This is a genomic window from Citrobacter braakii (assembly GCF_009648935.1).
Classification (GTDB): Bacteria; Pseudomonadota; Gammaproteobacteria; order Enterobacterales; family Enterobacteriaceae; genus Citrobacter; species Citrobacter braakii.
Window position 1 is genome coordinate 2,052,837 of record NZ_CP045771.1, and the last position, 11,959, is coordinate 2,064,795.

11 protein-coding genes are annotated in these 11,959 nt (G+C 46.4%); 2 read left to right on the forward strand and 9 right to left on the reverse strand.

What is annotated here, in order from left to right; genetic code table 11:
* Positions 1 to 4: 4 nt before the first annotated feature.
* The 9 genes from GFC06_RS09545 to GFC06_RS09585 form a co-directional block, all read right to left on the reverse strand.
* Positions 5 to 478 carry a hypothetical protein gene (locus GFC06_RS09545; protein WP_047414279.1) on the reverse strand — a complete coding sequence of 158 codons (474 nt, stop codon included), beginning with the start codon at positions 476 to 478 and terminating at the stop codon, positions 5 to 7.
* Complete coding sequence (locus GFC06_RS09550; protein ID WP_103766742.1) at positions 475 to 1,251, reverse strand: winged helix-turn-helix domain-containing protein; 777 nt, start codon at positions 1,249 to 1,251, stop codon at positions 475 to 477. The genes GFC06_RS09545 and GFC06_RS09550 overlap by 4 nt, the downstream gene beginning before the upstream one ends.
* Positions 1,252 to 1,320: 69 nt before the next feature.
* On the reverse strand, positions 1,321 to 2,508 hold the full coding sequence (locus GFC06_RS09555) for an HD-GYP domain-containing protein (RefSeq protein ID WP_047414275.1): 1,188 nt from the start codon (positions 2,506 to 2,508) through the stop codon (positions 1,321 to 1,323).
* 68 nt (positions 2,509 to 2,576) lie between these two features.
* A complete protein-coding gene (locus GFC06_RS09560; RefSeq protein WP_153690091.1) occupies positions 2,577 to 3,755 on the reverse strand; it encodes a fimbrial protein in 1,179 nt (392 codons plus the stop codon).
* A 29-nt stretch (positions 3,756 to 3,784) separates the two neighbouring features.
* Positions 3,785 to 6,289, reverse strand: a complete 2,505-nt coding sequence (locus GFC06_RS09565; RefSeq protein WP_103928523.1) for a fimbria/pilus outer membrane usher protein — start codon at positions 6,287 to 6,289, stop codon at positions 3,785 to 3,787.
* 33 nt (positions 6,290 to 6,322) lie between these two features.
* The gene (locus tag GFC06_RS09570; protein WP_153690092.1) at positions 6,323 to 7,030 is read right to left on the reverse strand and encodes a fimbrial biogenesis chaperone; all 708 of its coding nucleotides are present in this window, start codon (positions 7,028 to 7,030) and stop codon (positions 6,323 to 6,325) included.
* A 41-nt stretch (positions 7,031 to 7,071) separates the two neighbouring features.
* Entirely contained in the window at positions 7,072 to 7,632 is a 561-nt protein-coding gene (locus GFC06_RS09575; RefSeq protein WP_047414269.1) for a fimbrial protein, read from the reverse strand.
* A gap of 917 nt (positions 7,633 to 8,549) precedes the next feature.
* The gene (locus GFC06_RS09580) at positions 8,550 to 9,062 is read right to left on the reverse strand and encodes a hypothetical protein (RefSeq protein WP_153690093.1); all 513 of its coding nucleotides are present in this window, start codon (positions 9,060 to 9,062) and stop codon (positions 8,550 to 8,552) included.
* Positions 9,062 to 9,961, reverse strand: coding sequence for a winged helix-turn-helix domain-containing protein (locus GFC06_RS09585; RefSeq protein WP_228522552.1), 900 nt, complete (start codon positions 9,959 to 9,961; stop codon positions 9,062 to 9,064). Before GFC06_RS09585 ends, GFC06_RS09580 begins: the two co-directional genes overlap by 1 nt.
* Positions 9,962 to 10,303: 342 nt before the next feature.
* Between GFC06_RS09585 and GFC06_RS09590 the strand changes: the two genes are divergently transcribed.
* On the forward strand, positions 10,304 to 10,906 hold the full coding sequence (locus GFC06_RS09590) for a helix-turn-helix domain-containing protein (protein WP_016154202.1): 603 nt from the start codon (positions 10,304 to 10,306) through the stop codon (positions 10,904 to 10,906).
* Positions 10,907 to 11,135: 229 nt separating this feature from the next.
* Positions 11,136 to 11,933 carry an EAL domain-containing protein gene (locus tag GFC06_RS09595; protein WP_153690094.1) on the forward strand — a complete coding sequence of 266 codons (798 nt, stop codon included), beginning with the start codon at positions 11,136 to 11,138 and terminating at the stop codon, positions 11,931 to 11,933.
* Positions 11,934 to 11,959 lie beyond the last annotated feature (26 nt).

An 11,959-nucleotide genomic window follows, 5' to 3' on the forward strand; every position in this document is an offset into this window, starting at 1 on the left:
CCTGTTATTGAATCACACAGTTCATTAAGGGTGATAAGGTATTTGCAATCGTAATATAGTTATTGTCTTTTTTGTCTAAGGAGATAACGTATTCCCCTTCCATCCCAAATATTTTTGTTGTCAGCAGGGTAATGTCTTCCGGCACATTATCGTGAGCCATGATATCTTTTGTCGTCGTATTCATACGATACTGGTTGCCACTGACGTTATGATAGGTAAATGTTATATAACGCGACAATCGATATTGACGCCCCTGATAGTCAATGTTGCCGGAAAGATTAAATACGCCCGTTTCGTTCTTGTTAAATTCAAACGTGATATTTCCTTTGAATAAGAGAGCGTGATCTGAAGCGTCAACATAGGTGATATTCGCAAAGCAGCGTTTGTCAAAATAAACACCCGATCGCAGGCTTAGTTGCCATGTTAACAGACAAATCAACGCGACCACTGCCAGCACTAAGGTTGTCATCAGCTTCATTTTAATTTCCAGTTAAAAGCATAATAGTTCTCACAATAGACAATTTTTGCTGTTGCCTTATCTGTTGGACAATAAGAGTAGAAAAACCGACCATGACTACCGTAAAGAACACTGGGTTGAAAATAAACCATAATCTGCGCGGGTTTCTGGGCGCACTTTAGCTCAAGTTCAGGCTGTAGCTGACGGATAATATTCATGACCTGAGGGTCAACTTCCTCCGATAAATCTTCATAGGCAGTAAATTTGCAGTTCCCGATTTCACCAATACGGTATTCGGCTGCAAAACGCGGTGAACCCTGTTTCTGGCTGAGTATCCAAAGGTTGGCCAGCAGCAAAAACGCGATAGCCGCAATCAGCCAGAGGTTTTTTTTATCCTTCGTTGCCGCCTTACGCAGGGATACCGGAAGAGGTGTGGTACTCACCATTTCTTCATCATTCTGCAGTTCAACGGCGATTTCCGGTGAGAAGTAAAAGCCCACCTTGGGTACGGCTACAATAATTTCCTCAATGAATATTAAGGATGTTAATGTTTTTCTGAGGATACTAATGTACTGGCTCAGCGATGAACTGGAACCCGGATGGCCCGCTTCCTCCCAGACTTTATCCAGAAGATAATCACGTTCAAGTACCCGGCCTGGCGACGCAATCAGTAACGAAAGAATACGGTTAGCGGTATTTGTTAGCCTTTTACTTTGCTCGTTTCCGGGTTCCTTGACCACAAGTTCCCCGCTCTCGCTATCGTAAATGACTCTATTGGCTATCAAATATTTCATTCGCGTTTTCTTTCGGTAAATTTATACAATATGCATTCTGCGCGGCTGCGATTTCGGGTTATGCCTGGCTTAGTACATCGCAACCAAAGGTCTGAGCACTGCAATATTATGGCTTAGCAGATCGACAATGTCCCGATCCAGACGAAAATTTGACGCCTCTTCCTCGAGAATAATCAATGCTTTTTCGCTGGACATCCCCTGACGATAGGGGCGGTTCTCGGTCATCGCGGTGAAAACATCAGCCACAGCAATAATACGCGAAGGGATATCCAGCGCAGCCGCACCCAGACGAAAAGGGTAGCCGCTGCCGTCGAGGCGTTCATGATGTCTTGCCGCCCAGTGTACGATTTCACCCAGCTCTTCAATAGGGTGTAGCATCTCCAGCGTCTTATAGCTATGGCGCTTCATTTGCGCATACTCGTCCGGCTCCAGCTTTCCCTGCTTCTCGAGGATTTCCAGTGGAATACCCAGCTTGCCAATATCGTGCAGGTACCCCGCGATGCGGATTTTATCCTGGGTGTAGCGATCGCAGCCGTACAGCTCCGCAAGCTTCGCCGCCACGTGAGCCACGCTGGTACTGTGAGTCTGCGTAAAGCTGCTGTATTTATCGACGATATTCGAAATCAGCAGGCAGACCTCCAGAAAATCATGGTGATCCAGCACCACATCATTGAGCGGGCTGATAACACGCAGCACCTGTTGTAATGAGGGCGAACTCAGGCGAAACCAGAAGCCATCCTCATGGCTGGCATCCTGTAGCGCCTCGACCAGGCACGATGGCCATAGTGGGCTACTGGCCAGAAAACCGGAAACAATATTATGCCGTTGGGCCACATAGTCACCTTCAATCCCGCGCAGCCACAGCTCAAACTCATCGGCCAGATGCACCAGATGCCAGGTATTCAGCATTGTATTCTGCGTGTAACCCAAGGCATCCGCGTGGCGCGTTTCAAGAATTGCGGTCACTGGCTGTAAAAAACGTACGCCGGACATCATTGAGGCGCCAAGCCGTCCATGCTCTTCAATAAAGGCTTTACCATGGGCGCCACTGAAGGGATGCACTTTGCTCAGCGCCCCGATATTGTGCAACATACCCGCAAGCCAGGCGTTATTGATGGCTGCACTGTCAAAACCGGCTCGATTCCCGAGATACCAGCAAATGAGACCCGTGCGTTGCAAATGATGCACCAGTTCAGGAGAAAGCGGGTGCATAATGCTGTGCAGAAGATCAAGCACGGTTTGAACAGATATTTTCATAAAATCCTTTAAGAGAATTAAATTAAAAACTTACTGTAGCCCGTCTGGGCCACAGTAAAATAGGGGGGTTAATCGTAGCCAAACATTATCTGCGCAGTCGCCACCACGCTACCGGTTGATAATGCTGATGCGTTATAAACTTTGTAATAAGCATGAAGATAAATGTATTGCGTATTGCTTATATCATCATCTTTAGCGATATCTAATATTTGTGAGGCATGTTCCATATTATTGCTACTGGATATTTGCACCTCATCATAGTCACCCATAAACATCCGGCTACGAATGGCAATACCTACCCCTCCCGCCGTGGTTTCATCGTTGACCATTATCTGGTAGCTGGTATCCGAACTGACTAAATCATTGCTGGATAACCAGGCCTTAACATTGCGGGTAGACGTTTTAATTCCGGCCAGGTTGCCGCACTTCAGCGGGATCGTGAAATCGGCACCAGCTGCCTTTCCATTTTTTTTCAGGACGCTAAACGGAGCGGGGGGTAATTTCACGCTCATGTCCCGCGTCATATTGCAGGTTGTTTCTTTTGGCTCAAACTGAACCGTCAGCTTCTCATAAGCAATAAAATAATCGGTATTCCAGCTTTTGCGTGCGGTTTCAGACATCATATTGGACCAGGCGCGATAAGCATATGTTTTGCTGGAAAGGAACGGTGAGCTGGAGCCGCTTCCGGTACCGCTCATCACCGCAGGTATGACCGACAGTGCGCCGCTGGTTGTGGTTTTGGTATAGCTTTCCATGCCCACAGGCGGAGCCGACATTAATTCTGCTCGCAGCGTATATTGTGTCTGATATGACAGAGAGTGAATGCCCACGATACCGCTGACAGTCACTTTGGTATCGCCACTAATGGTGGACGTTAATTTTATCCAGTAGCTACTTTCACCATCCGCACTGTTGAAATTCAAATAAACAGGAGAACCGTTGAAACCGGTAAAATAATATAAGTGGTCTTGCGCCAGACCACCGATCCCAATATTCCCGTAAGTACAGGTCATACTACCCGACCAACTGGTGGTATAGGAATATTCAACGACGTTTGAATTCACGAAAGCCGATGAAAGATTTAGCGACTTATCCGATTCTGCGACGCTGGTAAAAAGTATACCGGAATTACGGCAGGTATCGCCTGTTACACCGCGAGACTGAGCCTGCGACTGTGCTTGTGCAGATAATATTGGGATTGCGGTCAGTATTATGGCCGTAACCATAAAATAAAATAATTTTTTCATGATTGATTCTGTTAGCTGAGTAAACTGAGTTAGCGACAAATATTTTCAGCATGCTCTGCAGGCTGGGAAATAGTGCAGAATTTTTTAGTCTTACCTTTGCTGATATTCACCTTCAGGCTGGCGGGAAGCGTCTCTGACTTAATAAAAATCTGACTCCCCTGTGCGACATAGCCGACTTCTTCATTCCCGGCACCGCTGACAACCGCGCCAAACGGCAACTGACCCCCTTCAGCGGTTTGCACATCAAAAGTGAAGAGTCTGCGCGTGTCAGTTTTGTACTTCAGCCAGCTGATACTGCCTTCGTACGGCGCCACATTGAGTAAATTACCTTCAAGGTCGACGTCGCTTTTTTGGGTTCCATCCTGCTCCAGATGGAAATTATTCTGTCGGTACGGTGTCGCGCTGGTGATGAGGGCGATACCTTTGCTGTTGGTGTGTGCGGAGGTATCGCCGTTAACGACCGCGTTCACCACTCCTGGCGCTTCAATAATGACAAAATTACGTCCGTTATGAGGAGACGCCAGCAGCCCACCCTTCCATGCCAGCAGATTGCCGCTGGCACCCAGGCTTAGCTGGCGATATTCACGGGCCAGCGTCGCGCCGCTGTTCATGCTGGTATAGTCATTTTTCCAGCTGGTGTAGAGATCGGCTGCTCGCGAATCGTTGTCACTGTCGTGGCTAAGCATCAGGCTGTAGTCAACATCATGCATATTCCCGCTCATGCTGACGTCAGAAGAGGAATATTTGCCGTTCTGCACGCTGGCATGAGAAGACAGGCTGCCGCCGCTGCCGAATATCGACATCGGTATCGTGACAGAAAAATAGAGGTTGTTTTCCGTCTTACCGCGTGAACGCAACGCGCTCACCAGGTCGCCTTCATAATTGGTTTCATAGTCGTAATAGGACTGCGTAACCTCCGAGCGGCGCAGCGAAACCGAGTAGTTGACGCCGTGACTGGCATTGCTCCAGGTCAGGTTGTACTGACGGCTACTTTTCTGACCGCGCCAGTAATCGCGCCAGTAGGCTGAAAGCGACAGTCTTCCAAATTGTTCCCCCAGCGGCTGATTAATATTGGCGCTAAAGGCTTGTTTGCTGTTGATCGTTGAGGTGCCCGTTCCGCCATAATCCTTAATATTGGATTTGGTCAGGATATAATCGCTAAAAGAAGCGTAATCCTGAGTACGGTAATAATACGAAGCCAGCGAAATATTGGTGCGGGTCGGGAAGTATTTACTCCAGGACAGCGCGTATTTTTCTCCGTGGCGACGGCTATCGCCAGGCAGACGATACTGCGACTCCTCCACGGAAGCCGAGAGTGACCCAGCGTAGGGGATGGAAACCGCTCCTCCCAGAAGCAGAGACTGATAATTCTGGCTCCAGATCCCGCCCGCTGACGCGGTGAGGTAGTTATTCACCCCACGTGAATAGCTCACCTGGGTAAAATGGCTGCTATCGTCGACGTTGCGCATGTCCACCGCCCCGACGTTAATCTGATAGTCGCTGCTGCCGGGGCGCTGCATATCCGGGATCGAGGAGAATGGCACAATGAAGCGCTCAATGTTGCCGCCGGTGTTTTTTACCTCGACGGATAAATCGCTGCGTGAGCCGGTAGGCATCAGATCGCGGATGGCAAAGGGGCCTGGTGGGACATTGATCTGGTGGATGATATGACCATCCTGGGAGATACTGACCACCGCTGAACTGGTTGCAACACCTTCGATCACTGGCATATAAACGTTTTCGCTGTCCGGTAACATCTGACGACTTTTATTCAGTGTCACCCCACGAAAACGGACCGTGTCAAAATAATCAGACGTCGTATAGCTTCGACCAATGCGCAGTACCGAATCGATTGCCGCAATTGGTTTTTCAACAAAACGCGTGGTATTTATCCAGCTACCTTTGTTCATTGCGCTGTAGCGCATCCACGATGAGCTATCGAGAAAATGCCAGCCATACATGTTTAGTCCGCTGTTCAGCGATAAATACAGATTATCGCTGTCACTATAGCCATTCTGCAGGCCGTGAAAATTGTAATAGTTGAAATTGTAATTGGTATACAGGCCATTAATTCCCTGATCCCATTTTTGCGGTGACACCCAGTTACGGCTATATTCTTTTACGAAAGCCTGAGGTACTTCTAAATCCAGACGCAGTGTGCCGGGTATCAGGGCGCTTTTCCCTCCGTGTAGCAGGGTATTAACGTCGAGCTTTTCAGCGGTGCTTTTATTTACAATATCATCCAGCCCCTGAATATCCAGTAGAGATGCGTCGTCTTTATTAATAAGCAGAGTACCTTTATCGTCATTAGCGACGGAAATATTAAATTTCCCGCGCCAGACGTTATTCACATAAACATCCAAATCATAAGCCCCCGGCGTCATAACCAGCCGAGAATTACTCCAGTCCATATCTGCTGAATTACCTACCAGCAGGCTGCTATTAAAATCCTCCGCCAACGCGCCGTATGAAAATATCGCGAGGCTGACAGAGTGAACTAGCAAACTTATACGAAACAGAGAACTGTTTTTCATCAGAATTGAACCTGGAGTCATTTATCTGGGATATCAGTGGATAGTGCTGAATCTCTTTGCGCCATAATCATCAAGCCAGGTAAGGCGATATTGCCCACCGGACTGAATTTTGCTGGATACCAGCGCGCAGCCAAACGGCGGTATAAACGCAGTCTCAGCCAGTAAATTATCTTTTCGGCTTTGCTTTAGCTCGCCCCCCTGCCAGGTCACGACCTGAGGGATGGTCATGTAATATGGCGAATTATTCTTCAGGCAGGTTTGACCGCCAGAAGTCGAAACGGTAATTTTCTCCGCCACGCTGCTGTCGAGATCGCTCAGTTGATCCGGACGATAGAACAATTTTATACGATTGCGAATGGCCACTTGTAGGTAGCTATCTCCACTCCCTTCAGGGACAGGAGGGACATCCAGAACGTTAAGCCAGAACACACTTTCACGGTCTTTTGGCAGCGAATGGGTGTTCATCGCCGAGATTTTCAGAGCCTGTCCGGCGTGTCCGCTCATTTTTACGACCGGAGGCAGCAGAGAAAACGGCACTTTGACTTTCTCCGGCGCGGCGGAAGCATCGCCCTCGTCAATCCAGGACTGCACCAGATGGGTTTGTTCGCTGTCGTTTACCAGTTGCACCGACACAAATTTGGCGCTGGCCGGATAAATAACACGCGTTTCGTTGATCACAACGCTTGCGCTGGCATTCATGGAAATGAACGTAGCCGCAAGAAAAAATATCAGAGTTTTCATAATGTCGTAGAGGAGAGCCGGGGAGACCCCGGCTGAATGAGTTAGTCGTAGCTGAAGGAATAAGTTGCGTCAGTAACTACTTTACCGGTTGTTACGGCCGCGCCACCGTAGTTGTAGTAGTTGGCATACATGGTCAGTGTGACGCCATCTTCGGTGGCAGCGTCAGCGGAACTCAGACCAGTATCGAAAGCGGTATCAAACGGTACGGCAGTGTTACCGTCTTTGGTTAGCGCAATACCCACACCCTCGGCGCCATTGTCGCTGTAGTTTTTCAGGTATTTAGCGTCATCCGACAGGTTGCTGCTGCTGAAAGTGATTTTAAGCGTTTTAGCTTCGTCCGATGCCGCAGAGCAGTTTTTCAGATTCATGGTGAAGTCTTTGGCGTTGGTTTTAACAACACCGGCGGTGGTGCCCATATCACCCACAGCAATAGGGGAAAGGTTTACCGTGAAGTCTGAACCGTTATTGGTCACCACGTTACAGGTGGTATCGGACACTGAACCGTTAAAGGTAATAGTGCCACCCGCTACGCCGGTTGATTCAGCTGCAAATGCAGAGCCGGAAACCATCAATGCCGCTACGATGAATGTTTTGTTAAACATTTGTGTATATCCCATTTTCATAATCAAATTTACTTTTGTCAGTAGCGTGAAACTTTTTCCCTGCTCCCTGGTTCGCGCTACATCATCCCTGGCATCTGAACAGATGTTGATGATTCATTTCACCTTCTCTGGAGTGGCGCATTAGGTTGCAGAACAACATTTCGCGTCACGCTGTAAGGTTGGAATATAAGACCATTGTTTGAATATTCGGTAAATGTAAATATCGATTAAATTTTTTTTTTAAGATTAAAACGCTATTTTTAATGTTGTTTATAAATTTATATCATGAGCGAGGGGGTGAAGAGGCTAGCGTTAAGAAAGTAATTACTGGTTAGATGATGGACAAAAGCTGCAAATGACGTTTTTGCAGAACAGCGGAATAGGCGAATGAATAAATTAATTAACTAATTGTTATCAAAAACTTAATAAAATAAACGTGTTAGATACAATTACTGTGTCGGCCCTGGGCTAAAGTGGACTCCCGGGCAGGGCAATCAAGCGGGTTATGAACATGCTCAATACCTGTCTGACCGGATGATTGTGCCGCATTGCAGAATATCAGCTTGGCACACCGTCAAATTTCACCACTAACTCTGCGCCTGAAAAGTCGCCCGAGCTATAAAATCATCGTTGCATCAATATACAACTGTCGGTGACATTTATTACTGGCGGTCAGAGAGGGAAGGGATTATTGGAAAACCAGAAAGTTATAACGCTGGACGAGCAGGGTAACAATGTTCGCATAATCAGCGAGTTATGGTAGTGTAGGTTAGAATAGGGTTTTTATATTATGAGAGAAAATAATCTTTATGAATCAGCATTAACACACCAAGGCATCTTGGGCGTGTAGTTCGTGATGCCCGTATCAAGTGACTCTTTCAAATCGTTTTTGCTCTTTTTTAATCTTCGCTTATTGATTATTCATTTTCCGGCAACGCATAATTCTGGCAGTACAGATAGGGGATCCCCTCTTTGGTAATCAAATACGTCTCTCTATTCAGCGCAAAAAAATCGACATTGGATACGCTGGTGTTGGTCAGGAAGAAGTCAGGGAGGAGTTCCTGAATGAGACTGGCGGGTGCTGTTTCGCGATTGGATATTTGGATTTTCTGCGAAATCCAAACCGGGCTTGAGCCGTAGCTGGATTGTGTAAAAAGTACCATGCGTTGCACGGTCTGCTCATTATTTTCGGCATCTTTGATAATGCCATCAATATTCACAATACCTTTGCTGCCGCCGGTTTTGATATCAATGATCCCTCGGAATGAGCTTGTATTGCGTACAATCTCGATGGCAGACCGACAGGTCAGATTATGTAACTGACCATTGTTTTTACTGTACCGGTAGACGGCGGTAACAATTAGCGCAGCAAAACAAAGCAGCAGGATAATACCTGTCTGGATGCGGGGCGTTCGGGAATAAAAACTCATTAGCTATCATACCGTGGGTAATAAACCGACTGACAGGCGTTTTCCTGCCTGTTTTTCATCGGTGAGCGACATACAAGCACGGATAATTTCTTGGATTCAGGGTAGGTGGTGATATAGATAAATTTATGGCTCTGACACAGCCCAGGATTTTTGTTGATAAATGCCGTATGTCGGGAGAAATTACTGGCATCATTATTAAAGTAATACTGACAGTCAGTGGGGGCGTTGTCTGCGGTGATATAGCCGGAGAAATAGTTATCACTGGTTTGCCACGGATACATTATAAGCACACAAATTATCAGGGTAATGGCAAGTATTACCATTTCAGCAGTGGTGAGCAAAGGTTGGCGCGCTGTGTCATCTGACAGTTCTTCGATGGCGACATCCGGCACTAAGGGTTCTGCTGTAAAAGATACGCTCTCCTCCGGAGTTTCAATCACCTGAATATTGAACTCTTCCTGGATGATCAGCCCTTTGCGGGGGAGCGTGGTGATAAGCGGTTGCTCCAGTTCCAGCTGCAGCAAACTTTTGCGCAAAGAGAGAATGCTTTGATAAAAGGCGTTGAAGCTCACCTGGCGGTGATTTTTACCCCAGCCGAATTCCAGTAGTTCGTTTTGGGAAACCACTTGCCCACGATGTTGAATAAGTAATAAAAGACATAATGACGCCGAGTGTTTGAGTTTTATCCGCTGATTGGGTTGATCTATCCGCGCCAGCGATTGTGTAGCTGGCGTAAATATTATTATTTTTTCAATCAGATAACTGACATTGCCAGTCTCAGACATGATGTTTCTACTCTTGCTGGTGCGCCAGGCGGTTGGCGAGTCATGATACCACTTAGCCCATAAAGACCACCAGTATGGACCCGACCCTACAGCGAGAACCGCTAAGTGTTTCAATTTCTTATCATAATATAACAACAAGGATAACTTTTTAATGAAAATAAACTATATGTAAATCAATGCATTGTATCTTTTTGGCTACATTGAAAAGAACAGAAAGATGAAATAACAACGACAAAGATGATTGCCATTAATTCTTTATGGACAGCGTCATATACTGCCTGGCGCCACCACGCGAAAACAGCATGAGTCTGAACGCGTCAACGGCACCAGGGAATGCCGGTGGTAGATGTAGATGGGAATAAATGTCAGCTTGTTGGTGAGCTGACATTTATTTTTCGTGTTGAGTAAAATTCCACCCTCGTTTTGACAAAGCCATAATTTGCGGTAGAGAGTCCCATGTTCCAGAAAGATATTGAAAATGCTGTAGTGCTTGTTGGTGATGAAATGAAAAAGTCAGATAATGCCTGGCTGTCCTTACGCAAAAAACGCCAGCGTATTGATCTGAAGAGTGATGGAAATATCTTGTTTCTGGAGAAAGGGGCCGTCTCTGTTCATCGTGTGGAAAATGATTTGGTGATGGTAAGTATATCTGCACCGGCCATCCTCGGCTTGCCACAAATGCGTACGGAAGTTGCCGGACACTATTTACGTTGTGATACCGATTGTGAAATGTGGGCGATGAGTGCACCCAATGCCGAACTTTTGTTCACTGCAAAGAATCTTTGGAAACATGCATTTGATATTTTAACGCTACATCTGCAACGCTATTTTCAGCGAGAAAAATTGCAATCGCATCGCACTATCCGTGAATTGATTATTGAACACCTGAAGTATATTTGGTCGATGGAGCCTGAGATGCGTGAAAACACATCTGTGTATACATTCATTCTCGCTCGAAATCATATCTCACGCAGTGCTATCCACAAAGTATTGCAGGAGTTAGTGAGTGACGGAAAAATAATTATGAAGCGAGGGAAACTCTCTTTTTTTGTATGTTAAAGTTAACATTAAAAGCATCTGACGTGTTTTTTTTGCACTCAGCTGGAATGATAATGCAAAAACTGAGTTTGTGATTTTTGTTAATTATCAGTATGTTGGTTTTTGTCTTTTTCTTCACCGCTGATGCCAGCTACGCGGAATGTCCATTTTTATCTATAAATTAGTATTTATTTATTAATTTGATATGAATATGATGTTCCCTCCAATAATAACAAAAGTCATATCGCCAATGACCAACGGCAGGCCGGAAAACCTTGAGGCACAGCATAGCCGACTGTTTGGCAACCCTACTACCGATACAACGGATGTTCGCGCTGCACTGCAACACGCGTTAGATCACAATACCTTTGTCCTGCTGGCCCAGCCTATCGTCAGTACTCGTGGTGATGAATCCTATCATGAGATATTGATCCGCATGCTCAATGAGCACGGGGAGTTTATTTCCCCTGACTATTTTCTGTCGGTTGCACGCGACACAGGGTTAGCACCCGATATCGATCTTTGGGTTATTGAGAACACCCTGAAGTACATGCGCTACCATCCGCTGAGTTGTTTTTCCATTAACCTTGCGCCAGTGACGCTATGTCGTTCAGGTATCGTTGCAAAGATAACTGCGTTGTTGCAGGAATATGTGGTGATACCGCAACGGATTATTTTTGAGATAACCGAGGCTGATACCCTGTCAGATAAAGAACACGCGGCAGATACACTACGCTTACTACGTCAATTGGGATGCCGGATCGCGATTGATGACTTCGGTGCCGGGTTTGCAAGCTATGAACGCCTGATGAACATTGAAGCAGATATTTTGAAGATTGATGGGTCTTTCGTTCGTGGGATTATAAAATGTGAGGTTAGTCGCTATATCATCGAATCTTTCTGCCGGGTTGCGGCAATGAAAGGTATGCAGGTTGTCGCCGAGTTTGTTGAAAGTGCCGAAATCCAGATGCACCTGGAACACATGAATGTCGGGTGGTTACAGGGATACCACATTGGCAAGCCACAACCGTTGTTTACGTTAGAGTAATCTATAATCCGTTTATTTAAACGTAT

Coding starts and splice junctions, on each gene's coding strand:
- GFC06_RS09560 (WP_153690091.1), bottom strand. CDS start 3,755: ATGAAAAAATTATTTTATTTTATGGTTACGGCCATAATACTGACCGCA.
- GFC06_RS09595 (WP_153690094.1), top strand. CDS start 11,136: ATGACCAACGGCAGGCCGGAAAACCTTGAGGCACAGCATAGCCGACTG.
- GFC06_RS09555 (WP_047414275.1), bottom strand. CDS start 2,508: ATGAAAATATCTGTTCAAACCGTGCTTGATCTTCTGCACAGCATTATG.
- GFC06_RS09550 (WP_103766742.1), bottom strand. CDS start 1,251: ATGAAATATTTGATAGCCAATAGAGTCATTTACGATAGCGAGAGCGGG.
- GFC06_RS09570 (WP_153690092.1), bottom strand. CDS start 7,030: ATGAAAACTCTGATATTTTTTCTTGCGGCTACGTTCATTTCCATGAAT.
- GFC06_RS09575 (WP_047414269.1), bottom strand. CDS start 7,632: ATGTTTAACAAAACATTCATCGTAGCGGCATTGATGGTTTCCGGCTCT.
- GFC06_RS09590 (WP_016154202.1), top strand. CDS start 10,304: ATGTTCCAGAAAGATATTGAAAATGCTGTAGTGCTTGTTGGTGATGAA.
- GFC06_RS09565 (WP_103928523.1), bottom strand. CDS start 6,289: ATGAAAAACAGTTCTCTGTTTCGTATAAGTTTGCTAGTTCACTCTGTC.
- GFC06_RS09545 (WP_047414279.1), bottom strand. CDS start 478: ATGAAGCTGATGACAACCTTAGTGCTGGCAGTGGTCGCGTTGATTTGT.
- GFC06_RS09580 (WP_153690093.1), bottom strand. CDS start 9,062: ATGAGTTTTTATTCCCGAACGCCCCGCATCCAGACAGGTATTATCCTG.